General features: G+C 71.6%; 18 protein-coding genes. 10 read left to right on the top strand and 8 right to left on the bottom strand.

Going from position 1 to position 24,850, the window contains the following annotated elements; all coding sequences use genetic code 11:
* The first annotated feature begins 167 nt into the window (after positions 1-167).
* The 4 genes from OG521_11935 (at position 168) to OG521_11920 (ending at position 4,097) form a co-directional block, all read left to right on the top strand.
* Positions 168-935: an enoyl-CoA hydratase-related protein gene (locus OG521_11935; protein ID WUW21457.1), complete on the top strand. Its 768-nt coding sequence runs from the start codon at positions 168-170 to the stop codon at positions 933-935.
* Between the two features lie 251 nt (positions 936-1,186).
* Complete coding sequence (locus OG521_11930; protein WUW21456.1) at positions 1,187-1,702, top strand: ATP-binding protein; 516 nt, start codon at positions 1,187-1,189, stop codon at positions 1,700-1,702.
* 395 nt (positions 1,703-2,097) lie between these two features.
* Positions 2,098-2,904 carry a polysaccharide deacetylase family protein gene (locus OG521_11925; GenBank protein ID WUW21455.1) on the top strand — a complete coding sequence of 269 codons (807 nt, stop codon included), beginning with the start codon at positions 2,098-2,100 and terminating at the stop codon, positions 2,902-2,904.
* Positions 2,904-4,097: a beta-propeller fold lactonase family protein gene (locus tag OG521_11920; GenBank protein WUW21454.1), complete on the top strand. Its 1,194-nt coding sequence runs from the start codon at positions 2,904-2,906 to the stop codon at positions 4,095-4,097. Before OG521_11925 ends, OG521_11920 begins: the two co-directional genes overlap by 1 nt.
* A 28-nt stretch (positions 4,098-4,125) precedes the next feature.
* Here OG521_11920 and OG521_11915 read toward each other — a convergent pair whose 3' ends face one another.
* Positions 4,126-4,764, bottom strand: coding sequence for a GNAT family N-acetyltransferase (locus tag OG521_11915; GenBank protein ID WUW21453.1), 639 nt, complete (start codon positions 4,762-4,764; stop codon positions 4,126-4,128).
* Between the two features lie 142 nt (positions 4,765-4,906).
* On the opposite strand from OG521_11915, the gene OG521_11910 reads away from it, so the two are divergent.
* A complete protein-coding gene (locus OG521_11910) occupies positions 4,907-5,116 on the top strand; it encodes an EF-hand domain-containing protein (protein WUW21452.1) in 210 nt (69 codons plus the stop codon).
* On the opposite strand, the gene OG521_11905 is transcribed toward OG521_11910, so the two are convergent.
* The gene (locus OG521_11905; GenBank protein WUW21451.1) at positions 5,082-5,639 is read right to left on the bottom strand and encodes an STAS domain-containing protein; all 558 of its coding nucleotides are present in this window, start codon (positions 5,637-5,639) and stop codon (positions 5,082-5,084) included. The two genes, OG521_11910 and OG521_11905, sit on opposite strands and share 35 nt — an antisense overlap.
* 238 nt (positions 5,640-5,877) lie before the next feature.
* On the opposite strand from OG521_11905, the gene OG521_11900 reads away from it, so the two are divergent.
* The gene (locus OG521_11900; protein ID WUW21450.1) at positions 5,878-6,840 is read left to right on the top strand and encodes a CopD family protein; all 963 of its coding nucleotides are present in this window, start codon (positions 5,878-5,880) and stop codon (positions 6,838-6,840) included.
* A 61-nt stretch (positions 6,841-6,901) separates the two neighbouring features.
* On the opposite strand, the gene OG521_11895 is transcribed toward OG521_11900, so the two are convergent.
* Both OG521_11895 and OG521_11890 read right to left on the bottom strand, forming a co-directional pair.
* Positions 6,902-8,398 carry a carboxylesterase family protein gene (locus tag OG521_11895; protein WUW21449.1) on the bottom strand — a complete coding sequence of 499 codons (1,497 nt, stop codon included), beginning with the start codon at positions 8,396-8,398 and terminating at the stop codon, positions 6,902-6,904.
* Positions 8,399-8,629: 231 nt separating this feature from the next.
* The gene (locus tag OG521_11890; GenBank protein ID WUW26651.1) at positions 8,630-9,610 is read right to left on the bottom strand and encodes a terpene synthase family protein; all 981 of its coding nucleotides are present in this window, start codon (positions 9,608-9,610) and stop codon (positions 8,630-8,632) included.
* A 777-nt stretch (positions 9,611-10,387) separates the two neighbouring features.
* On the opposite strand from OG521_11890, the gene OG521_11885 reads away from it, so the two are divergent.
* The 4 genes from OG521_11885 to fxsT all read left to right on the top strand — a co-directional run bounded on the left by OG521_11885 (position 10,388) and on the right by fxsT (position 18,806).
* On the top strand, positions 10,388-11,668 hold the full coding sequence (locus OG521_11885) for a hypothetical protein (protein ID WUW21448.1): 1,281 nt from the start codon (positions 10,388-10,390) through the stop codon (positions 11,666-11,668).
* Between the two features lie 69 nt (positions 11,669-11,737).
* On the top strand, positions 11,738-13,339 hold the full coding sequence (locus tag OG521_11880) for a hypothetical protein (GenBank protein WUW21447.1): 1,602 nt from the start codon (positions 11,738-11,740) through the stop codon (positions 13,337-13,339).
* Positions 13,336-14,376, top strand: coding sequence for a MoxR family ATPase (locus OG521_11875; protein WUW21446.1), 1,041 nt, complete (start codon positions 13,336-13,338; stop codon positions 14,374-14,376). The genes OG521_11880 and OG521_11875 overlap by 4 nt, the downstream gene beginning before the upstream one ends.
* A complete protein-coding gene (fxsT, locus tag OG521_11870) occupies positions 14,373-18,806 on the top strand; it encodes an FxSxx-COOH system tetratricopeptide repeat protein (protein WUW21445.1) in 4,434 nt (1,477 codons plus the stop codon). The genes OG521_11875 and fxsT overlap by 4 nt, the downstream gene beginning before the upstream one ends.
* Here the strand turns inward: fxsT and OG521_11865 are convergent.
* From OG521_11865 to OG521_11850, 4 genes are all read right to left on the bottom strand, one after another.
* The gene (locus OG521_11865) at positions 18,803-20,539 is read right to left on the bottom strand and encodes an HEXXH motif-containing putative peptide modification protein (protein WUW21444.1); all 1,737 of its coding nucleotides are present in this window, start codon (positions 20,537-20,539) and stop codon (positions 18,803-18,805) included. The genes fxsT and OG521_11865 overlap by 4 nt on opposite strands.
* 516 nt (positions 20,540-21,055) lie before the next feature.
* Positions 21,056-22,123, bottom strand: coding sequence for a caspase family protein (locus tag OG521_11860; protein WUW21443.1), 1,068 nt, complete (start codon positions 22,121-22,123; stop codon positions 21,056-21,058).
* 162 nt (positions 22,124-22,285) lie between these two features.
* A complete protein-coding gene (locus tag OG521_11855) occupies positions 22,286-23,272 on the bottom strand; it encodes an alpha/beta hydrolase (protein ID WUW21442.1) in 987 nt (328 codons plus the stop codon).
* Between the two features lie 139 nt (positions 23,273-23,411).
* Complete coding sequence (locus OG521_11850) at positions 23,412-24,794, bottom strand: L-serine ammonia-lyase (GenBank protein ID WUW21441.1); 1,383 nt, start codon at positions 24,792-24,794, stop codon at positions 23,412-23,414.
* Between the last annotated feature and the right edge of the window lie 56 nt (positions 24,795-24,850).

Raw genomic sequence — 24,850 nt, 5'->3', positions numbered from 1 at the left:
GACCGGCAAGCGGGGGGCGGCGTCGCGGGGCTGGGCACGCGCATCTGCGGCGTTGTCGTCAATCAACAACGCTCCGCGTTGCCTCAATCCTCCGCCTTGCAGCTGCACGCGCCCAGCCCCGCTCCTTCTTCCGCCCCCCGCTTGCCGGTCGGTCTAACCTGCCTCCCATGACCGTAACCCTCGAAGTAAGCGGCGGCGTCGGCACGATCCGGCTGGACCGGCCGCCGATGAACGCCCTGGACGTCGCCACCCAGGACCGGCTGCGCGAGCTCGCCGAAGAGGCGTCGGGGCGCGACGACGTGCGTGCCGTGGTGCTCTACGGCGGCGAGAAGGTGTTCGCGGCCGGCGCGGACATCAAGGAGATGCAGGCGATGGACCACCCGGCGATGGTCGTCCGGTCCAAGGCCCTGCAGGACTCCTTCACCGCGGTGGCCCGGATCCCCAAGCCCGTCGTCGCGGCCGTCACCGGCTACGCGCTCGGCGGCGGCTGCGAGCTGGCCCTCTGCGCGGACTTCCGGATCGCCGGGGACAACGCGAAGCTGGGGCAGCCCGAGATCATGCTCGGGCTGATCCCCGGCGCGGGCGGCACCCAGCGCCTGGCGCGTCTGGTGGGCCCCGCCAAGGCCAAGGACCTGATCTTCACCGGCCGCCATGTGAAGGCCGAGGAGGCCCTCGCCATGGGGCTGGTGGACCGAGTGGTGCCCGCCGCCGAGGTGTACGAGCAGGCGCACGCCTGGGCGGCGAAGCTGGCGAAGGGGCCGGCGCTCGCACTGCGCGCCGCCAAGGAGGCCGTCGACGCCGGACTGGAGACGGACATCGACACCGGACTCACGATCGAGCGGACCTGGTTCGCCGGACTCTTCGCCACCGAGGACCGCGAGCGCGGTATGCGCAGCTTTGTGGAAGAGGGTCCGGGCAAGGCCAAGTTCCTCTGACCGAACGACAGTTGGGAACGGCTACCGGAGCGTTCATCCGTGCGGGCGGATTAGCTGAGCCTTAAGGCAACCTTAAGGCTCGGCGTCCCGTCCGCGCGGGCAAACCCGTTCGGGTGCGATGTCCGTGCAGGTCAGCAGGGGTGTCAGTAGGGGCATTCTGTCAGCGGCATATGCCTGAAGCCCTCTGCGGAATGACTGATTCCGGGTCGGGGATTCCTCGGGAACGGCCCCGGACGGCCTGCCGTGCGGCCATGATGGTGTCCATGGCGGGCCTGGAGGGTGTGGAGCAGCCGCGACAGCGCAGCAGCGCGACAGCGGCACGGAGGATGCCGGCCGTCGAGGACGAACAAGCGTTCAAAGCGCTGGAGTTGTTCGGAAATCCGACGGAGGACGAGGTCCGGCTGCCCTCCCGTCCCGAGTCCGCCGCCACCGCCCGCCGGCTCACCTCCTGTGTGGTGCTGCGTCAGTGGGCGCTCTCCCCGCAGACCGCCGAGCACGCCGTGCTCCTCGTGTCCGAACTGGTCGGGAACGCCGTGCGTCACACCGGCGCCCGCGTCTTCGGGTTACGGATGCTGCGCCGGCGCGGCTGGATCAGGATCGAGGTGCGCGACCCCTCGCGCGGACTGCCGTGCCTGATGCCCGTCCAGGAGATGGACGTCAGCGGACGCGGTCTCTTCCTGGTCGACAAGCTCTCCGACCGCTGGGGCGTGGACCTGCTGCCGCGTGGCAAGACGACCTGGTTCGAGATGCGGATCTCCGACCGCTGACCCGCTCCGACCGCCCCGGGATGCACAGAAGCCCCCGGATCGGCCGTGGTGCGGCGCTGCGGGGGCTTCTGTGTGGGGACCGTGAAATGGGGGGTGTGTTCACGGCCGCTTATGACGACCTGGCCCGGGTCGATGGGGGTCGTGTCCCCGACTATGACAGACGGACGACTCCATCGCCAAAGCCGCAACGCGCACATTACTGGTCGTAACCAGACATTTTCGCAATGAATCATAGGTGTGCTGGGTCACTCGCCTGGAAAACAGTGAATATTCAGTGGATTACCCGGGTGATTCATTGATCGTCCGTGGGGTGGGTGTGCGCATCCGTGCGACCTCCTCGGTCGATAAGGGGTCAATTGTTATTTTCCTGACATCTCGCCCCTAATGTTCTGCACATGAACGCCTCCGACCGACCGGTGCACCGCCGCAGCGCCCTGCGCGCAGGAGCCGGGGCCGCCCTGGCGGCGGCCCTCGCCGCCGGCTGCGCGGACCCGGACGCCGCCGGTACACCGGCGAAGCCCCTCACCACCCCCGCGCCGAAGAAGCCGGCCGCCACCACCGGCGCCCACGCCCCCGCGCCCGCCCCCCACCGCATCCCCGGACAGCCGGCGCAGGTCGACCACGGCCCCCGGGACCGGGCGCGCGTGGCCCTCACCTTCCACGGCCAGGGCGACCCCGCCGTCGCCCGGACCGTCCTGGCCGAGGCCGAACGCGCGCAGGCGAGGGTCACCGTCCTCGCCGTGGGCAGCTGGCTCGACGAACACCCGGAGATGGCCCGCCGGATCCTCGACGGCGGCCACGACCTCGGCAACCACACCCAGCACCACGTCGACATCTCCTCGATGGGCGAGGAGGAGGCGTACGCGGAGATCACCGGCTGCGCCCAGCGGCTGCGCCGGCTCACCGGCTCCATCGGCACCTGGTTCCGGCCCTCGCGCACCCGGTACGCCACCCCCCTCGTCCAGCGGCTCGCCGCCCGGGCCGGATATCCGCACGTCCTCTCCTACGACGTGGACTCCCTCGACTTCACCTCGCCCGGCGCCGCGGCCGTCACCCGCAAGGTGACCGGGGAGATCCGCAACGGATCGGTGGTGAGCCTGCACTTCGGCTACGCGGACACGGTCGCCGCGCTGCCCCTCCTCCTCACCGAACTCGACCGCCGCGGACTGCGCGCGGTGACGACCACGGAGCTGCTGACCTGATGCCTCCCACCACCACACGCGCCGCGGCCCTGCTCGGGGGCGTCCTGCTCGCCGTACTCACCGGCTGCGGCACCGCCCCCGCGGACAGGGCGGCGTCGGACGCCCCCTCCGAGGCCGCCGCCCCGCCCGCCCGGCCGAGGCACGTCACCCCGCCCGCGCCGCCCGGACTGCCCGGCATGCCGCCGGTGCTCGACGCCCGGAACGTGTACGCGGCCGACGGCCCCGGAAAGCTGTCACCGGTCGTCAGGGACTTCCCGTCCCGGGTCTACGTGCCCAACACCAACTCCAACACGGTTTCGGTCATCGACCCCGCCACGTACAAGGTCATCGAGACGATCCCGGTCGGCCGGCAGCCGCAGCACGTCGTCCCGTCCTGGGACCTGAAGACCCTCTGGGTCAACAACGACGTCGGGGACAGCCTCACCGCGATCGACCCGGCCACCGGGAAGGCGGGGAGGACGGTCGGTGTCTCCGACCCGTACAACCTCTACTTCACCCCGAACGGCAAGTATGCCGTCGTGATGGCCTCCATGGACCGCGAGCTGGTCTTCCGTGACGCGCACACCATGAAGACCGTCAAGGCCGTTCCGGTCGGCTGCGCGGGGGTCAACCACGCCGACTTCTCGGCGGACGGCCGGTACTTCATCGTCTCCTGCGAGTTCTCCGGCGACCTGCTGAAGGTCGACACGGCGAGGATGAAGGTGGTGGGCCACCAGAAGCTGCCGTTCAAGGGCGCCATGCCGCAGGACGTGAAGCTGTCGCCCGACGGCAGCACCTTCTACATCGCGGACATGATGGCCAACGGCATGTGGGTGCTGGACGGGAAGAAGTTCACCGAGCCGAAGCTGCTGCCCACCGGCAAGGGCTGCCACGGGCTCTACGTCAGCCGCGACGCCAAGGAGATGTACATCTCCAACCGGGGCGAGGGCTCGGTCTCCGTGTTCGACTTCGCGCAGAGGAAGCTGGCGAAGAAGTGGCACCTGCCGAACGGCGGCAGCCCGGACATGGGCGGGGTCTCCGCGGACGGCAAGGTCCTCTGGCTGTCCGGGCGTTACAACGCCGAGGTGTACGCGATCGACACCACCACCGGCAAGCAGCTCGCCCGGATCCCTGTGGGCAGCGGACCGCACGGCCTCGCGGTCTACCCGCAGCCCGGCCGCTACTCCCTCGGCCACACCGGGGTCTTCCGCTGAGCCCGGCCAGCCCCCGGCGGCCGGTGGCTCAGCCCGCGACGAACAGCGCCTCCGCGCCCACCGGCCGGTAGCCCGCCGCCTGGAACGTCCGCACACTGCGGGCGTTCCCCGGCGACTGCTGGGCCCACACCACCGCGTCCGCCACCAGTTGCCGGGCCGCCCGCGCCAGCCGCTCGCCGAGCCGCCGCCCGCGCGCCTCCTCGGCCACCTCGATCGCGGCCTCCCAGCGCCCTGCGACACCCCGGCCGAGGATCAGCACCCCGCCCTCGGTGCCCCAGACCCGCACCTCGTCACGGAACTTCATCGCCCGCGCCACCCGGGGATGTCCTGGATCGCGGATCTCCCGCAGCTCCAGCTCCGGCGCACCCGGCAGCGCGGGGGCGACCGTGAGCAGGTCGACCGTGTTCATGTGCCGGCCGGTCCGCGCCAGCAAGGCGCCCAGGAAGGACGGATTCATCGTCGCGGCGAGCGCGTCCCCGGGGGTGGCGGCCAGGGTGTCCCGGACCCACCGCGGGTCCTCGTCGGTGAAGACCACCGAGTGCGCGGTGAACGCCAGCACGCCCGCGTCCCGGGTGTTCGGCTGCCGCAGCACGGTCGTGGAGCCGTCCGGCGGCGGGAAACGTCCGTGCGCCGCTGCCTCCAGGATCCGGGCCAGTGCCTCGCTCATCGCGCCGTGTGCTCCCCGCTCGGGCCACCGGCCGCCGGGCGGCGGACGGCCCACCCATGATCGACTACCGGCCGCCGCGAGGGCCAGCCGTCACGCCCGATAATCTGGCTCCCGTCAGACAGTCATACGAAGGGGCGGAACAGTGGCGGACATCGAGTCGGCGCGCAAGGCATTCGAGCGGTTCGACCTGAACGGCGACGGGCTGATCTCGGCTGCCGAGTACAAGAGCGTCATGGCTCAGCTGGGTGACCCCTACGTCAGCGAGCCGGTCGCGCAGGCCGTGATCAACTCCCACGACGCGAACGGGGACGGGCTCCTCACGTTCGACGAGTTCTGGGCCGCGCAAGGCTGAGTTCCCCGGACCCCCGGCCTGCGGGCCGGGGGGCGCGGGACAGCGCCGAAGGCGGGTGCGCGGGGCCGACCTCCGTGCCCGGCCGGGAGCCGGTGGCCGCGGCGGACTCCGCCGCACGCGGGGCGTCGTCCGGGGCGGCCGCCCGGCGGAACGCCTCGTCCGGGGTGGCCACCGGACGGAACAGGTCGTGCAGCCGGCCCGCCCGCAGCAGACGCAGGATCCGCGGGCAGCCGCAGACGAGCCAGAACCGCCCGTCGCGGTCCAGCGCACGCCGGCGGGCCCGGCACAGCAGGTTCAGCCCCGAACAGTCGAGAAAGCTGACCTCCGTCAGGTCGACGACGAGCTGCGGTGTGTCCTGCGAGGTCGCCCCGTCCAGGGCCGGTCCGATGAGTGCGGCTGTCGCGATGTCGATCTCGTCGCGCAGTGCCACCACGGTGCGTCCGTCCCGGCGGTACACCCGGCCGCACGGTTCGGGCAGCGGGGCGCATACGGAGGGTGCCGTGGAAACCGGCGTCTCGGTCATTGATGCCTCTCCTCGCAGCGCCGGGCCTCGTGTGGGGGTACCCGGGGCCCGCATGACAGTCGGTGGGGTGACGGTCGGTGAGGTGACAGTCGGTGAACCTAGCCCGAGGGTCCCGCCGGGTGGTGGTGCAGAAACGTTCGCGCTTTCCCTAATGCCCTCTTCCGGGTGAAGGACTGGCGTTCCCATGGACAGCAGTCGGCGATTTGTGTGCTTGTCACTCAGGAAAGGGGGGTGAGTGGTGATCCCGTCCCGTGCCCCCCGACCGGCCCGCCGCGGTTCCGTGACGCTCGTACTCGTCGTCGCGGGGGCCTGCCTGCTCGCCGTGGCGGCCGCGCTGCTGGGCGCGACGGCCGTGGCGTACGGCACCGGCGAACTGCGCATCCCCGGCGCCGGAACCGCCACCCTGCTGCGCACCGCCCTCTTCGCCGCCCTCGCGGTGCACACCGGCGCCCTCGCGGCGGGCGCGCTCGTCCGCTCCGTGCCGGACCGCCCCCCGGCCGTCGCGCGCGACTGGGCGACCGCGGCCTCCGTCATCGGCGCGGCCGCGGCGGCGGGACAGATCGTCCGGCTCGCCCTGGTCAGCGACCTCGGCCCGGTCGGGACCTACGGGACTCGGGAGGGCGGACTGCTCCTGCTGACCGCCAACGGCTTCGCCCTGGCGGCCTGTTGCGCCGCGAGCAGGCGCCCCGCGCTCGCCGCCCTGCCGCTCGCCGTGGTCGTCGTCGCGGAGGCGCTGCGCGCCCACCCCGAGGCGTACAGCCCCCTGGCGGGCGCCGCGCTCACCACTCTCCACCTCACGGCCGCTTCCCTGTGGACCGGCGGGCTCCTCCACGTCCTGCGCACCATGCGGCTGTGGCGGGCGTCCCCGGCCGCGGCCCGCGCCCTGCTCGGCCGCTACGCGCGCCCGGCCGCGTGGCTGTACGTGGCGCTGGCGGTGACCGGGACGTGCAGCGCCCTGCGCCGGCTGCCGCTGGACGTCGTCCTCACCTCGGCCTACGGACGCACCCTGCTGGCCAAGCTCGCACTGCTGGCCGTCGTGAGCGTGCTGGCGCTGGTGGCGCGACGACGGCTGGCGAGGGACGCGGACCCGGCGGGCGCCGAGCGGTCCGCGCGCCGCGAGGCGGCCGCCCTGGGAGCGGTCGTGCTGGTGTCGGCGGTGCTGACGGTCGTCCCCGACCCGCACTGGATCGGCACCCGCTGACTACGGCCGTCGTGGACGCTCTCGGGGAGCGTTCCGGAAGCCCAGGCGGCGTCCGGCACGTCTAAGGGCTGTACGGTGCCCAGCCGCGCCGTTCGTCCTCGCGCGGGGCGCGCACCACCCGCGGGGCGCCCGGGCCGAAGCGCATCACGGGGCGCGAGGCGTCCCAGGCGGGCCAGCCGGGGTCCCCGGTCTCCGCGAACCGCACCCATGCCGCGTGCATCGCGTCGGCCAGGTCCTGCGGGGCGTCCTCGCCGGCGAGCGCCACGGCGTCCGGTCCGGCCAGGTTGTCGAAGACGAAGCCGATCTCCAGCCCGTGGCAGGCGCCCAGCCGCAGCACGGGGGAGGGCCAGCCGAACTCGTAGAAGTGCGTGCTGCCCGCGGCGTCCTTCCGGGAGTCGGCCAGCCGGTTCAGCGGCACGCGCAGCAACAGGTCCGTGGCGAGCGCGCCCAGCAGTTCACCGGGGGTGGCACCGGGCCGGTTCGCCCGGTAGGTGCGGGCCGTCGCGCCCGGCACCCGGAACTTCCACAGCGCCAGCCGGAGTCTCGTCCGGGAGAGCCGTTCGGTCAGCCCGCTGGGTACGAACCAGAGCCGGTACTCCTCGGTGTTCGACCCCAGCAGCAGATCGACGCCGGACGCGGATCCGTCCCGCAGCGCCTCGGCCGGATCGCGCACCAGGAGTTCACCGTCCACGACGATCTGAAAGGAGTTGCCGCCGGTCAACGGGGAGCCTCCGGCGGTCACTTCGGTCTGTGCGGCCAGGAGCGCGGCCGGATCGACGGCGGCCAGATCCCGCGCCGTCGCCGCCACTCCGAGCCGTTTCGCGATCAGTTCGGTGGTGCGTCGGCCCGCCGCCAGGGGTACCGCCGAGGGAGCCCCGCTCTGCAGGACGGCCCGGCGGACGAGACCCCGGGCCCGGTCCGTGGCGAGCAGGGCGGCGATGCTGATCGCTCCCGCCGACTCGCCGCACACCGTCACCCGGTCCGGATCGCCGCCGAACGCCGCGATGTTGTCCCGCACCCAGCCGAGGGCCGCGAGCTGGTCCAGCAGCCCCCGGTTGGCGGGCGCGTCCGGGAACACCCCGAAACCCTCCATGCCGAGGCGGTAGTTGACCGTCACGCACACCACACCGTCGCGGGCGAAGGCGGCGCCGTCGTAGAGCGGCACGGCCGACGAGCCGTGCAGCAGCGATCCGCCGTGGATCCAGACGAGGACGGGCAGCCCGGTGCGGGCGGGGTGCGGCGTCCACACGTTGAGGTTGAGGCAGTCCTCGCCCGCCACCTCGGGATCGGGCAGCAGCCGGTCCAGCGGCGGGGCGTACGGCCGCTTGGGTGCGGTCGGGCCGAAGCGCGCCGCGTCCCGCACGCCCTCCCACGGCTCCGGCGGCGCCGGCGCCCGGAACCGGTGGGCGCCCACCGGCGGGGCCGCGTACGGGATGCCGCGGAACACGGCGGTACCCCGCTCGTACGTGCCGCGGACGGTGCCGTGCGCCGTGCGGGCGAGCGGGGCGAGCGGGGCGGCCGGGCCGGCCCCGGATATCGGGGGAGGTGCGGTGGTCATGGGATGGCGCCGGCCCTTCCGCGAGTGTCGGGCGGGGCTACCAGCACAGCACGGCCGGGCGTGCCCGGCCACGCGTGGGCGACCGCGGAAGGCCCGTACGCGCCGGGACGGGCCACTTCCGGCCCGGAGGCTTTCCGGCCGCTCGGCGGCGGTCGGAGAGCCCCCGGGCGGCCGGACGGGAAATGTCCGGAAAACGCTGTCGCGGACGCGTGATTCTGTGGCGTGCGCCGGTCAGGCTGCGAAGTTCCGGGACATGGAGTCCTGTTCGTCGATCTCCATGAGGTCCGGACGGGTGTAGCGCTCCGCCCGTGCGTGGTAGTCGAAGTCCCCGCGTACGAGGCCCCGGTAGTCGCGGACGCACCGCTCAAGGGCGGCGCGCGGGAGACCCTCGATGCCGGCCGCCTCCAGCTCCTCGGCGAGCTCCTTCTCGGCCCGCTGCACCCGGTCGGCGATGCGTGCCAGCAGCATTCCGGCCTCGTCGACGGCCTCCTGGAGCGTGCCGCCGCGGTCCCGCTGGATCAGCCGGACCGTGTTGTGCTCATAACCGAGTAAGGCCTCCTTCTCGAAGGAGCAGATGTCATTGCAGAGACCCGAATGATCGGCCACCGCATTGCGCAGGGCGATATACGCGGGAAGGCTGCGGGCGGATTCCGGCAGATCGATTCCCGCGGTGATCTCGTGCAGATCGAGGAAGGGCTGCATGGCCACCGAGTCGCGGCGGTGCTTCACGAAGTCGGCGGTGCTCGGCACATGCCCCGCGGCCCGGTCGACCGCCTCCGCGTAGTACGTCCACAGCCAGGCCGCCGTATCGCGGCGGAACTGCCGGATCCAGCGCGCCGACCGGTCCGTGCAGGTGCGGACCAGGAGTTCGTCCAGTGCGTGCTCCATGGGACCGGCCGGCGCCCGGGCACCGTCCAGCACGTCCACCAGATGCGCGATCGCGCTCTCGCACACCCGCGGATCGCGGCCTGCCGGACCGTCGTCGAACTCGTCGTCGACCAGGAAGGCCCAGAAGAGCCACTGGCAGAAGAGGTCGAGGTGTTTCTGCGAGGCCTCGGGGAATATCAGGGATATCCAGAGTTCGGGCCGGGTCCGGATCATCTTCTTCCGGGCCACCGGTGACAGGACGAGGTCACTGGCTTCCGCCCATTCCCAAGCGGCCTGTTTGGTTTTCTCTACTCCCGGATGGCATCCGGCGCTCTCGAACGGCATATGGAATTCTGGAAGCGCGATCTTGCTCATGGTGCACCTCTTCGAGACGGTACGAACAGGGGGAGGGGATGCGCGAGGGGACCGCGCACGCACGGGGCCGGGACGGCGGCGGTGAACGCGGCTCTGCCGATCGGCGCCCCGGCAGAGCCGTGTCATCGGGGACAGCTGTCCGCACCGGCGCGGGAGGGATGGTGCGGCCGCGATCCGGCTGCGGCGGCGGACCGCCGCAGGGGTGGACTCAGAGCCGGCGGGGCGGGTGGTCGCTACGGGGAGGACGTGGCGGTCTTTGCCTGCCATGGCCGGGCCCGACGGCCGGATCCCGCCGACGAGGCGTCATGGGAGGGGCGGCTGTCATCGCTGTCCTCTTTCCTCCGCAGGGCCGGGCCGTCGAAGCCGGACCCCATGAGGCCCAGGGCAGCGGACCGCCTGACGTGCACGGCGATCGCGTCACCACTCGTCACGACCAGTGAACTCCCAGTATGCGGGCGTGTGAAGTCGCTTGTGACCGAAAATGTGTGATCGTCAGGAACCTCTGCTCGGTTATGAGCAGTTGGTGCACTCCTGGGTTCGGCCGGGCGATAGATGAGTGTGGTGGGGGATGGCCGGTTCGGCCCTTCGCGGCGCCGGCCCGGGTGCGCTCGCGTCCGCAGGACCCGGCCAGCCGGCGTGGCCGGACGGCGCCGCGGGCGCACGATCCGCCGCACGTGCGACCCCGGGGTCCGTAGAATCGTCAAGTGGCGTGCGTTGAAGGACAGTTCGAGCAGGGGGCAGCGGACGATGGTCACACTTCTCTTCGTGCACGGCACCGGCGTACGGGAGCCGTCCTACACCCAGGCACTGGAGGGCATCCGGGCCGGTCTGTCCGGGGTCCGGCCCGACGTACGGGTCGAACCCTGCGACTGGGGCTCCACGCTCGGGTCCTACCTGAGGGCGGGCGGCGTGTCGATCCCCGGCTACCCGGAGTACCTCGCGGCGGCCCGGGAGGCGCAGGAGGGCGAGGCGGCGGCCGAGCCGGACCCGCCGTTCCCCGGCGGCTTCGAGGAGGACGCCGGAGCGGGCGAGGACCGGCTGCGCTGGGCGATGCTGTACGCCGACCCGTACGCCGAACTCGGCGTCTACGCCCTGTCGGGGAACGCGTCCACCACCGGCGCCCCCGCCCTCTTCACCCCGGGTGTGGTCTCCGGCGGCGACCGGCTCCTGGAGGCGCTGTCGCATCTGGCGGAGTCCGGCGAGGTGTCCGAGGCGTGGCGGGCGTTCGTGTCCGGCCCCACGGTCGCCGAAGCGGCCGCCGCCCTGCTGGCCGCCCCGGAACTGCGCCGGGCCGCCGCCGTCGCGCGTACCGAGGGCGAAGCCCTTCCCCGGCTCGTGGCCCGCGCTCTCACCGCCTGGGCGATGGCGCGGTCGTCCCGGGGGGCCGGCATGTTCCCGGTGCCTGAGCGGGACGGTCTCGTGGACCTCCTCACGTACGAACTCGGGGGCGACACAAAGGGGTTGAGCGAGGCCCTCGTCTCCGCCCTCGGATACTCGGCACGGCTCTTCGAGCGCTCCGTCGGCTCCCGGATGCTCGTCGCCAGGCGCGCCCGGCTGAGCCACGGCTCGGTGGGCTTCTTCGGGGACATCGTCAGCTATCTGGCACGGGGCCAGGCGGTGCGTGACCAGGTGGCCGCCACGGCGCGGACCTTCGCCGGCCGGGGGCCCCTGGTCCTGCTCGGGCACAGCCTGGGAGGGATCATCGCCTTCGACCTGCTGACGGCCGGGGCCCCGGCCCCCATTGCCGACATGCTGGTGACCGTGGGTTCGCAAGCGCCGCTGCTGTACGAACTGGACGCGCTGCCGTCCCTTCCCTACGGCACCGGACTGCCCGAGGCGTTCCCCCGATGGCTGAACATCCACGACCGCCGGGACCTGCTCTCCTACCTGGCGGCCGAGGCCTTCGGGAACGATCCGCGCATCACCGATGTCCGGGTCGACAACCGGCAGCCGGTCTCCGCGGCCCACAGCTCCTACTGGGCCAACGCGGACTTCTACCGGGTCTTGGGTGATGCGCTTCCGGCCTGATCGCGGACCCCATACCCTGGGCCACCCCTTTCTGTTCGAACGCACGTGACGGCGAAAGCGAGGACGCACGTGAGCACGGGAGGATTCGACAGCGTCCAGCACCGTGTCCTGCGTGCGGTGATCGCGGCGCTGGAGGACCCGGCCGGGCGGCTCATCAACGACAGCAGCCGGGACCTGTGGCGTCAGATGGTCCACCAGCACATTCCGGGTCTGACGCCCGCGAGCTTCACCGTGACGCGCCAGGAGTTCGTCAGCATCGTCTACGGCTGTGCCCCGCTGGACGACGGCATGGACCGCCTCGTGGAGGCCACCTGCCTGGTCACGCCCGCGCTGGAGCCGGCGTTGCTCCTCCTGCTCGCGCAGTGGAAGGCGCGGCTGGCGTTTCCGGGACCCGACTGGGAGCCGCTGCGGCGCGTGCTGGATGTGCCGGTGGCCGAATTCGGCGCCCTGGTGGAGCGGGCCACCGACGGTCTGGCGCGCCTGCCGGAGAACTGCTCCACGCCCTGGGAGGCGTTTCTCCACCTGGCCGACCACAACGGCCGCCCCGGCGAACTGATGCCCGCCATGGCCTTTCTGGAACACCTCTCCCTCTTCCCCGAAGTGGCGTCGGGCGTAGGTGAGTTGCGCAGCTGGAACGATCACTTCGCCGAACTGTGGGACCTGGCGGCACCGCTGGCGACGCTGAGGGACGGCCTCAGGGACGCGGTCGCGCCCCGGGTCGAGGAGGCCGCCGACACCCCGCGCGAGGGTCCCGGCGGCACGGCCAGACCGCTGATCAGGATCTACGTCAAGGTGGAGCCCGACCGCACGCCCCACAGCGGCGCGGGCAGGCGGCGGATGGTAAGGAGTCCGCGCTACTACGTGTCGGCCTGCGTCAGATATCCGGATTCGAACGCCCTCCAGCGAGATCCGCACACCGAACCGCTGGAACCCGTGACCCGATCTCAACTACCCTATGAAGTGGCCAAGTTGCTCACTCATATGACGCAGTTGCGCCACTCCCGCGCGGACAACGCCGCCTTGGAGATCTTTCTCCCGGCGGAGCTCCTCACGGAGCCCGTGGAGTGGTGGGACCGTGATCCCTCGCTGGGCTTCCCCAACGCCCTGCTGAGTCGATACCGGGAGATCATGCTGCACAGCCTGGAGCGCGTACAGCGTCCCACCTTCCACAACGCGTGGCGCGCCCGCTGGGCGCACTGGCGGACCGGTGGCGGCCAGGGGCAGATGCACGAATGTGCTCCGGAGGGGCTGACGGACGCCGAGCACCTGGCCCTCCTGGACGCCAAGATAGGGCGGGACGACGACGTGATCGGCATGGTGCTCAGCCGCCCGCCGCACCGCGAGAGCGAGCTGGGGCTGCGGGAGCTGGGGCTCGCCCTGGACCTCGGGGTGCCGATAGTCGTCTACCACCGGGCGGATCCCGCGTCAGCGGTGTTCCGGAGCATTATTCGTGAAAGCTTGGCCAATGAGGGGCTGGCACACCTTCCCGGAAGTGCGCAACAGTGGAAGTCCGACGTTGCCGTCCGTTCCGCGGTCGCAGACGAGTCAAGTGCGGTGCGGGAGCGCGATGTTGACGCGATCCGTTCGATGAGCATGATCTGGGACGACCCCGAGCATCTTCTTGAGGGCGGGCAGAACGCTCCCGCCACCTTTGTAGGGGGGACCGAGTGAACGCGGCGGACAACGACGGCCGGCTGTACCGGGGTACCGGAGACCCCTTACCGGACCAGCCGTACGAGAAGCGCACCTGGCCCGAGGGACCGCCCTGGCGGACCTTCCGCGGCACGGCGACGATGCCGCAGCCGCCGGACGACGACGAGGCCGACCGCCGGCTCGGCCCGCCCGGACGCCGGCGCGCCCCTCGCGCCGAGGAGCTTCGCCTGGTCAACGCCGCGCTCCTGCTGCGCAGACCTCTGCTGGTCACGGGCCGGCCGGGAGTGGGCAAGTCGGGCCTCGCCTACCGGATCGCCCGCGAGCTGAGGCTCGGACGGGTGCTGCACTGGCCCGTCACCAGCCGTACGACACTGAGTTCCGGCCTGTACGAGTACGACGCCATCGGACGTGCGCAGGCCACCCAGGACGGCGGCGAGGGCAGCGGCCGGCCGGGCATCGGCAACTATGTGCAGTTGGGGCCCCTGGGTACGGGGATGCTTCCCTACCGGCTGCCGCGCGTCGTCCTCATCGACGAGATCGACAAGTGCGACGCCGATCTGCCCAACGACCTGCTGACCCTGTTCGAGGACGCGTGGTTCGAAGTGCCACCCCTCGTACGGGTGAAACAGACGGAGGCGACGACCACCGTCCATACGGCTGATCCCGACCGCACCGCGACGGTCGAGAACGGTCTGGTCAGGGCTCATGTCTTCCCCGTGATCATCATGACGTCGAATGGCGAACGCGAGTTTCCCGAAGCGTTTATGAGGCGCTGCCTCCGGCTCGACATTCCGGACCCCGACGCGGAAACGCTGGGAGAACTCGTCTCCGGCCATTTCGGGGACCTCCTCGGGGACAGCCAGGACGCGCTGATCCGTGATTTCCTGCGGCGGAGCTCCCGGATGGGTGGGCTGGCCGCCGATCAGTTGCTGAATGCCGCGCATTTGGCGACATCGGGCCTCTACCAGCAGGACGGAAGCGACGCCGGCGAGTGGCAATCGGTCCTCGCCGCCATTTGGCATCCGCTGGGCGGTGAAGGGGCGGATTCGGGGTGACCGGGGATTCTTCGAGGGCCGCGGGCGCGGGTGCGCAGCACCGCCGCGACGGTCCGATGAGCCCGCCCGACGGCGGACCGCTGCCACTCGCCGCCCTGTATCCGTGGGAAGTGGCCGACTCGCTGTGGCTGGCGGCGAACCACCCCGGACTGGCAGCGGGCGAGGCGCCGGCGGACACCGACGGTGACGAAGGCGAACCCCCGGAGCCCGCCCCCGGGGGACCGGACGACAACCGTGTGAGTGAGCCGGAGCAGCCGGACCGGGAGGAGGAGTCGCAGCCCGCGGCGCAGCAGCCATCGGGGCCCGGGGCGCTGCCGTCCTCCGTGCAGGACGACGGACCACCGCCCCTCGCCGGGCCGGATCCGGCCGAGCTGCCGGCGCTCGGGCCCGGGGCCGGTCTGCCCGCGGCCTCGTACCTGCGGACAGCCGTCGCTCCCCGCGCGGGCGAACGCCCTCCTCGTGACCGGCTGAGCCTCGGCCGTGCCCTGCGACCGCTGCGCTCCTTCGTCGCGTCCGCCCATGCGGAGGTCCTGGACGAGGCCGCGACCGCGGAACGGATCGCGCTCGCCCCGTTCCTGCCGCCGGTGCTCACGCCCGAGCCGGAACGGCAGCGGAGCGCGGTTCTCGTGGTCGACAGCGCCCCGCACATGACCATGTGGCGACCGGCCGTGAAGCACTTCCGGACGATGCTGAGCCGGTACGGCGGCATGCGCGACGTGAAGACGGTGACGCTCGACACCGCCGACGCCGCGCGTCCGCTGCTGCGCGGCCAAGGCCGGGCGTCGCACCCCCAGCCGCCGCGGAGTCTCGTCGATCCGACGGCGCGGCAGATCGTCTTCCTGGTGACGGACGGTGTCGCGCCCGCCTGGCGTTCCGGGGCCGCGCAGCGACTGGCGGCGCTCTGGGGCCGGCACCAGCCGGTCGTGGTGCTCCAACTGCTGCCGCAGCGCCTGTGGTCCAGCACCGGGCTCTTTCCCGTGCGGGTGCGCCTTCGCGCCCAGGGGCCGTGGTCCGCCAACGCGCAGATGCACTGGGAGCCCGCCGAGCCGCTGGCCGCGCCCCTCCCGCGTACCCCGTCCGACCAGGTCGTTCTCGTCCCGGTGCTGGAACTGGGCGCGCAATGGCTCGGCCCGTGGGCCCGGTTCGTCGCGGGGACCACGCCGCGCTGGGCGGACATGGCGGCGATCCTCACGAGTGCCGGACCGCTGTCCGCTCCCGAGCCGTCACCCGTTCAGAGGCTCACCGCCACCGAATTGGTGGCGCGGTTCCGCACCAAGGCTTCGGCGGAGGCGTTCGCGCTGGCCACACGCCTGGCGGCCGTCCAACTGGACCTCGAAACCATGTCCGAGGTGAAGCGGCAGGTGATGCCGCGAGCCTCGCAGGCGCATTTGGCGGAGTTATTGATCAGCCCGCTCGTCGATCCGCTTCCCGGCTGCGACGGTGCGTCCTACGTATTCGTTGACGGCGCACGCGAGGAGTTACTCGCGGCAGGAAGCAGAACGGCCACCGAGAGGGCACTGAAAAAGGCTGCGGAGTTCCTGGCCCCGCGCAATGAGGCGGCACGTGAATTCCTTGGCTACCTCCATGGATCACAGGAGTCGCCGCACCGTGAGGAAGCGCTCACGACCGTCGAGTCCACCACGGAGAATCTTCGCTTCCGGCAGGCCGAACATGCGGCGCTGCAAGCGATTTCCGGAAACCACCTGCACCGCGCCCGGCGCCTCGGCGAGCACATCGGCGCCGGTCCGCCGGCCGCCGCGAACACGCCCGGATCCGAGACCCCGCGCAACGCTCCGCGGCCTCCGCCCGATGAGACACTCCCCGACGACCCCGACAGTACGACCGCCCTTCCTGGAGGCTCAAACGTGACTACGGTCCCCCCCTCGCCGGTGACTCAGGTCCCGCCAGTACCGGCGGGAGGCGGTGCGCGGCCGCCCATGCCGGCCGTCTGGGGCAACATGCCACCGAGGAACCTCGTATTCACCGGACGCGAAGAATTGCTCATCAATCTGGAACGCGGCCTGCGTGACGGGCCGACCGCAGTGCTCCCGCACGCACTGCACGGAATGGGCGGCGTCGGGAAGTCGCAGCTCGCGCTGGAATACGTATACCGTCATGCCGCCGAATACGAAGTGGTCTGCTGGATCCCCGCGGAGCGGCCCACACAAATTCAGCAGGCGTTTGTCGAGCTGGCCAGGCGGCTCCACCTGCCGGTGAGCAGCGAGGCGATTACCGCGGTGCCGGCCGTGCTGGAGGCGCTGCGCACCGGAAATCCGTACGGTAAATGGCTTCTGGTGTTCGATAACGCCGAAAGTCCGGCCGCGGTGCAGGAATACTTCCCGAGCACTCCGCCGGGCGGACCGGTAGGCTCCGTAATCGTGACATCGCGTAATCCCCAGTGGAACACCTTGGCCCACCCGTTGGAAGTCGATGTGTTCGAGCGGGAGGAAAGTATCCAGCTGCTCCGGCGGCGCAACCCCGATCTGTCCACGGAGGACGCGGACATGCTCGCCGAGGTGCTCGGCGACCTGCCGCTCGCCGTGGAGCAGGCATCGGCGTGGCGTGCGGAGACGGGCATGCCTCCGGCCGAATATCTGAGGGTGTTCGAAGAGAAGAGCGCTGAGCTGATGGCGGTCTCCCCGCCGACTCAGTACGAGAAGACCGTCGCCACCGCGTGGAACGTCTCCCTCGACCATGTCGAGGGAAAGAACGCCGGAGCCATCCAGCTCCTGGAGCTCTGCGCCTATTTCGCGCCGGAACCGGTCTCCAGGCAGTTCTTCGCCAACGCGGTCTCCGAACCGATCGCCCCGGAGCTGGACCGGATCTTCACCGACCCGATCCGGCTCAGCCGGGCCATCCGCGAGATCAGCCGCTACTCCCTGGCGAAGATCGACCACCGCACCAACTCGATCCAGATGCACCGGCTCGTCCAGGCCGTGCTCGAAGCCCGCATGGCGGAGGACCAGCGCCGCACGTTCCGGCACGGAGCACACCTGCTCCTCGCGGCGAACGCCCCCAGCGACCCGCGTGCCCCGCAGAACTGGACGCGCTTCGGCGAGCTCTACCCCCACGTCATCGCGTCCCAGGCGTCGCTCTCGCCCAACCGCAACGTGCGCCAGATGGTCTACAACGTCGCGGAGTACCTCTTCTACTGGGGCGATCACGAAGCGGCCCTGGACTTCTCCAGCGAGACGTACGAGCACTGGTGCCGGCTCTTCGGCGAGGACGACCAGCAGACGCTGATCCTGGGCCGCCACGTGCGCTACATCATGTGGACGATGGGCCGCTACCCGCAGGCCGCGGCCCTGGGCGAGCGGATGCTCGCCACGCTGGAGGAGGCCGGCCCGGACCTGGAGGAGGAGTACCTGCGCGTCAAGGGCCAGGTGTCCGGCGACCGCAGAGCGCGCGGCGACTTCCGGGGCGCGCTGGAGTTCGACGAGGAGGTCTACCAGCGGGCCGTCAGGTCGTACGGCGACGAGGACCCCGAGACCCTGCTCCACGCGCACAACCTCGCGGTGACCCGACGTGGCAACGGCCTCTTCCGCGAGGCCCGGGAGCTGGACGAGGCGAGCTGGCGCACCAAGGTGCAGATGTTCGGCGCGGACGCGCCCACGACGCTCAACTCCGAGGTCTGCCTCGCCCTGGACCGGCAGGAACTCGGGGAGTACGCCGCGTCGGAGAAGGCCTGCGAGGAGGCGGTCGAGACCTTCCGCAGCACCTTCGGGGAGTTCCACCCCTCCGCACTGCGGGCGGTGGCGCGGCTCGGAGTGGCGCAGCGCAAGGCGGGCCACCACGAGGCCGCGCAGGCCAGCACGGAGACCGCCAGGACCGCGCTCATCGACCGGTACGGCGAGCGCAGCCCCGACGGCCTGCAGGCCTCCCTCAACCTCTCCATCGACCTGCGGCAGAACGGCAGGCTCCAGGAGGCGCTGGAGCTCGGGGAGCGGACGAGGGCGCTGTACGCCGAGGTGTTCGGCAAGGACCATCCGCACACCGTCGCGGCCGACGCCAACCTCGCGGTCACCCTGCGGCTGCTCGACCGGGTGGACGAAGCGCGGAAGCTGAACGAGTCGGCGCTGGCCCGGTTCCGGGCACCGCTCGGCGACACGCACCCGCACACGCTCATCTGCGCCATCAACCTGGCCAATGACCTCTTCGCCCAGGGCGATGCCGCCGCGGCTCTGGAACTCGACCGGAAGACGACGGCGGCGCTGATCGAGAAGTTCAGCGAGTCCCACCCCACGGTGCTCGTGCTGCGGGGCAACACCGCCTCGGACCTGAGGGCGCTGGGCCGTACCGGCGAAGCGGAGGAACTGCACCGGAGCGCGGTGGACGCGATCAACGAGCAGCTCGGCCCGGACCACCGGGCCAGCGCGGACACGCTCGCCTGGCGCAGGGCCAACTGCGACATCGACCCCATGACGATCTAACAGCTGCCGGACGGACCGGTACCGCCCTGGCCGAGCCAATCGGCCAGGGCGGTCGGGTCCGGCGTACGCGATGAGATCTCCCGGACGGCGGAGTGGACGCCCGCGACCAGCTCGGGCATCACGGTCAGCGCCCTGACCGCCTCCGGCGAACGTCCGGCATCCGCCAGGGCCAGCCCCAGCCCCGTCCATGTCGCGGGACCGGCCGGCGCGTTCCGGATCTCCCGCGAGTAGAGCCGCCACGCCGCGGTGAACTCGGCGCAGGCCCAGAGCACATCGGCGGGGCCTGCCCCGGCGAGCCCGGGCACGTGATCGCCCTGGCTGTCGCGCATCTTGTCGAGTGCCGCCGGGTCGGCCAGCCGGACACGCACCAGCATGGCCCGCGCGTCGAGGTGCCGCGCCCCCGACTCCCTGATCTCCGGGTGCGGCCGCGGCGGCAGCGCGGGCGGCCGCTTCCGGCCCGCACACCAGGCGGCCGACAGCACCGCCAGATCGTCCGGGTGAGGCCGTACGTGGGCGGCCCGCCAGGTCGCCCGGTGGTCGGCGGCCATCCGGCGCGCCAGGGTCACCTCGGCGCCCTCGCCGGTGCGGCCGTGCAACCGGACCACGGCGCCGTGCAGGGCCTGCAGGGCGTCCCGTCCCGCCGCGGTCAGCGCCGGGTCGGTGGCGAGAGCGGGCACGACCTCGGTCAGCCGGCCGAGCCACAGGGCGCTCTCGAAAGCGGCCAGGCCGCCGTCGGGCCCGGCGAGCCGGGCGGCGCAGGCACTCCAGAACCGCGCCACCGCCGTGAAGGCGTAGGCGCCCTGGAGCATGCCCCCGAGCGGTCGCGGGTCATCGCGCCAGGGAGCGTAGTAGAGCCGCTGCGGCGCGCCCGGAGGCGCGGGCTCGTGCAGCGGGTACAGATGCATCAGCGCGCTGAGCTTGCTGTGCTGCAGTTCGTGCGCCAGCGTGGCCGCGCAGAGGGGCGCCGTGTCGGGGACGGACGACGCCAGCCCGCCGACGCCGTGCCCGCTGCTGACGCTGCGCACCCGGAAGCGCTCGTGCGCCGACATCGGCTGGAGGGAGCGCAGCAGCACGGCGGCCGCGTCGGCCGTCGGCGGATCCATGGCGGCCAGCAGCTCGTACGACTCCTGGAGCAGCCTGCTCCAGGAGTCGTACGCGCCGTGCGTCAGCCGCTCGGCCGCACCGTCGGGCATCGGGGCGATGCGGTGGTGGCCGAGATCGTCCAGGGGGATCCGGCGGGCGGCCCCCGCGACGAGAGGCGACCGGCGCTGGGGCAGCCAGTCACTGGACGGGTGCTCCGGGACGGAGGGCAGCCGCAGCTGCCCGTACGCACCCACGAGCGTGATCCGGCCGTGCGCCGACCGGACCTCGGTCACTGTCCAGACATTCCGGTGCCGGTGCGCCGAGGGCAGCCGGGCCAGCCCCAGGGTGGGCAGCCAGATCTTCTCCTGGAGGGCGGGGACGGGGAAGCTGAAGGTGAGGCCCGCCCGGGCGGCGGCCACGGCGGCCAGGGTGTGCAGATGTCCGGCCTCCGCCCACAAGGGCGTGTCAGCAGGGCCGTTGGAGCGCAGCCGGGTCAGCAGCCGGGTCAGCCACAGCCCGGTCTCGGGGAGCAGGAGCAACTCCTCGACCGCCGCCGGATCACGGCGCTGTGCCGCGGCGAGCAGATCCCAGGCACGTTGGGCGCCAGGAAGCCGGCCGGTCACGCCGTCCAGCGGACTGAGCGCGTCCATCAGGAGGTCGAACAACAGGAGGCGATGGCTGTATTCGGCACGTGACAGGGCGGCGAGTGTGGCGGGACTGCCTTCGCCGCGGGCGAGTTCGCGGAATTGCCGAGGTGTCAGTGAATGCCGCGACTCCACTTCGTGCGGTGAGTCAGGGCGCATATGCTCCCTCTGCCGTGGCACCGGATCGGAGCGGACCGGGGTGTCAGACGGTCCAGCTGTTCTCCCCGCCGGTGGACAGGCTTCTGGCCGACCGCCCGACTTCCTCCAGCAGCCGCTTCTTGGCGGCCGCTCTGTCGTCGTCCGGTCGAGCGCGCAACGCCTCCAGGGATGTGCCAGTGAGATCAGGCAGATCCGATATGGCGGCGCTTTTCGGCTTTGCCACTGCCGTGAAACCTCCCCCGAATCAGTGCGACGCGATGTTCGACCCGCTCTTACATGATGTCCTACGCATGGACCGCTGGAAACATCCTCAACCGGTCAGCCTGTGCCCGCGCGGGCCTGAAGTGGCTGAATCACGAAGCGTCAATTCATGTCCAGAGCAGGTGGAGTAAACCACTCCGGATATGCCCGGAAGACCTCCAGCAGATCATCGAGCGCCGTCGTCCCGGGATCGGCCAGGGACACCGCCGACCACAAGTGCGTCAATCCGTCACCGAATGCCAGACAGGTTTCGACGAGGTCCAGGATCTCCAGGAGCATGACTCCCGACCGGGCGACACTTCCCGCGATCTCGGGCGGCAGCAAGGCGATGACCTGGCTCCGGGACTCCGGCTGTCGCATGACCCCCACGGCTGCCAGCGCGTCCCGCAGACGGCGTTTGTCGGACAGATCGAGTTTCCGCCCCGGCACCTTGTGCTGGACGGCAGTCCTCCTGGCCTCCCCGTCCCCTTCGAACCAGAGCGAGGTCGTCGTCCCGAAGCGGCCGCGCAGCGCGTCGGCCAGCGGCCGGGGCGACAGCCGCCAGTCGGGGTGCTCGTGCAGCAGCCGCAGAGCCTCCGTGCTGAACACCCCGGCGTTCATTCCATTGCGCGTGGCTTCCCCCGGACCGCAGGCGAACAGCACGTGCTGGTCCGCCTGACGGCGCTCGGTCCAGCGGGGTATGGGGTCCGGCCGCAGGACTCCCGCCGTCGTCGCCGGGTCCGCGTACGTCTGGCAGGCGTCGAACAGCCAGAGCTGGCGCGGATGCCCCGGGGCCCCGTCGGAGCGGAACATGGCGAGCACGGCCTCGACGTCCAGGCAGCGCAGGTCCCGGTGGTGCGCATCCGAGTAGAGCAGCCTGCGGTTACGGTCGGCGTCGATGAGACCGTGCCCCGACCAGACGACGAACAGCCAGTCGCTGCGCTCGTTCGCCAGCTCCCGGGTCAGCACCTGGTGCACGGTGTTCCGGTCGGCCGGACGACAGGGCAGACCGCACTCGTCGGCGAGCCGCCGGTTGTGCTCCAGGGGCGAGAGGAGGAGCGTCAGCGAGTCGTCGCCCACCCCGAGTTCACGCAGCCACCGCGCGTACCCCAGCGCGTCACGTACCGGCCCGTCGAGGTTCCAGGCCGATCCCGCCTCGTAGGACTCCACCCCGACCACGAGTGCCCGCATGGGCGGCCCCCTTCGCTCGGCTGAGGGCCATTGTGGACCAAGTGACCTTTCAAGGAAGGCAGTCGGGGCAACCGGCGGGAAGTCGGACAGGGCGGATGACGGACGGACGACAGGACGGATGACGGGACGGCGCCGGCCGGTTCGGCCCCGTCCGGGGCGGGTTCAGCCCGGCAGCGACCCGAGCCAGTCCGTCAGGATCCGGTTGACCTCGTCGGGCCGCTCCTGCTGGATCCAGTGGCCGCAGCCGTCCAGGATGTGCGAGGAGAGCAGGCCGGGCAGCGTCGCGGGATAGGCGGCGATCGCCTCGGCCAGCCAGGTGGTGGACGCGTCCAGGGAGCCGCCGATGAAGAGCGAGGGCTGGGTGACGGGCGCTCCGTCGAACTCCGCCAGATCCTCCCAGTCCCGGTCCATGCTGCGGTACCGGTTGAGCGCGCCGCTCAGGCCCGTACGCTCGAACTCGCCTGCGTAGTAGTCGAGTTCCTCATCGCCGAGCCAGCCGGGCCGGGCCGCGGGGAACCGCTCGCGCAGGGTCCCGCCACGGGCGGCGAAGTGCGGGTCCGGGGCCTCGGGTGCGGGCATGGTGTCGGCGGAGAGCGCGGCGTAGAAGCCCGCGAGCCAGCCGCGGACGTCCGGCTCGATCTCCGCCTCCGCCCGGCCGGCCTCCTGGAACCGGGAGACGTAGAACTCCTCGTCCCCGCCCATCCGCGCGAAGACCTCGCTGGGCCGGGGACCGCCGCGCGGGGCGTACGGCACGCTGAGCAGCCCGACCGCCCGGAAGACGTCCGGCCGCACCAGGGCGGAGTTCGCCGCGATCGTCGCACCCCAGTCGTGCCCGACGATCACCGCACCGCTCTCGCCGAGCGCCTCCACCACGGCGACGTTGTCCTCGACCAGTTCGAGCATCCGGTACGCGGCGACGTCCGCGGGCCGGGAGGAGCGGCCGTAACCGCGCACGTCCACGGCGACCGCCCGGTAGCCGGCGGCGGCCAGCGCCGGGAGCTGCCGGCGCCAGGAGAACCAGGACTCGGGGAATCCGTGCACCAGCAGCACCAGCGGCCCCGTGCCCTGTTCGACCAGGTGGACGCGGCCGGCGGGCGAGGGCACCACACGGTGTGTGAGGCCGGGGGCGCGGTCGGGCTGCTGCGACATGCTTCTCCTCCATGGCGGTCGTCCGTCCGGCACCGGCAGGCATCGGACGTCCGGCCCGGACCCCGATCATGTGCCGCCCGCGGGAGCCGCCGCGAGTCCTGTTGCCGCAACGGCAAACGGACCGCCCGCGCGGCGGACCTCAGCACTCGATGATGTTCACCGCGAGCCCGCCCCGCGCCGTCTCCTTGTACTTGACGCTCATGTCGGCGCCGGTCTCCTTCATGGTCTTGATGACCTTGTCGAGGGAGACCTTGTGGCTGCCGTCGCCGCGCAGCGCCATCTTCGCCGCCGTGACGGCCTTGACCGCCGCCATGCCGTTGCGCTCGATGCACGGGATCTGGACGAGGCCGCCGACCGGGTCGCAGGTCAGGCCGAGGTTGTGCTCCATGCCGATCTCGGCGGCGTTCTCGACCTGCTCGGGGGTGCCGCCCAGGACCTCGGCGAGGGCGCCGGCGGCCATGGAGCAGGCGGAGCCGACCTCGCCCTGGCAGCCGACCTCGGCGCCGGAGATCGAGGCGTTCTCCTTGAAGAGCATGCCGATGGCTCCGGCGGCCAGCAGGAAGCGGACGATGCTGTCGTCCTTCTCCGCCTCGGTGGCGCCGCCGGCCGCGAAGTTCATGTAGTAGTGCAGCACCGCCGGGATGATGCCGGCCGCGCCGTTCGTCGGGGCGGTGACGACCCGGCCACCGGCGGCGTTCTCCTCGTTGACCGCCATCGCGTAGAGGGTGATCCACTCCATCGCGTGGGTCTGCGGGTCGCCCTCGGCGCGCAGCTGGCGGGCGGTGTTCGCGGCGCGGCGGCGGACCTTGAGGCCGCCGGGCAGGATGCCCTCGCGGGACATGCCGCGGGACACGCACGCCTGCATGGCGCGCCAGATGTCGAGCAGGCCGGAGCGGATCTCGTCCTCGGTGCGCCAGGCGCGCTCGTTCTCCAGCATCAGGGAGGAGATCGAGAGGCCGGTGTCCCGGGCGAGGCGCAGCAGCTCGTCGCCGGTGCGGAAGGGGTGCCTGAGCGCCGTGTCGTCGGGGACGATCCGGTCCTCGCCCACCGCGTCCTCGTCCACGACGAAGCCGCCGCCGACCGAGTAGTACGTCTTCTCCAGGAGCGGGGCGCCCTCGTGGTCGTACGCGAAGACGGTCATGCCGTTGGCGTGGTACGGCAGCCGCTTGCGGCGGTGCAGGACCAGCTGCTTGTCGGCGTCGAAGGCGATCTCGTGCATGCCGAGGAGGTTGATCCGGCCGTTGGAGCGGATCGCCTCGACCCGGTCGTCGGCCGTCTCGACGTCGACGGTACGGGGGGACTCGCCCTCCAGGCCGAGCAGGACGGCCTTGGGGGTGCCGTGGCCGTGGCCGGTGGCGCCGAGCGAGCCGAAGAGTTCGGCGCGTATCGAGACGGTGTGGGCGAGCAGGCCCTCGTTCTTCAGCCGGCGCGCGAACATACGGGCCGCGCGCATGGGGCCGACCGTATGGGAGCTGGACGGGCCGATGCCGATCGAGAACAGGTCGAAGACCGAGATGGCCACGGGTGACTCCTAAGGGGTTGGTAGACGCCGTTGTCTGCCGGGTGGTGCGGTACGGG

The sequence above is a fragment of the Streptomyces sp. NBC_01463 genome, from assembly GCA_036227345.1.
Taxonomy (GTDB): domain Bacteria; phylum Actinomycetota; class Actinomycetes; order Streptomycetales; family Streptomycetaceae; genus Streptomyces.
This window is presented reverse-complemented; position numbering and strand designations above follow the sequence as displayed.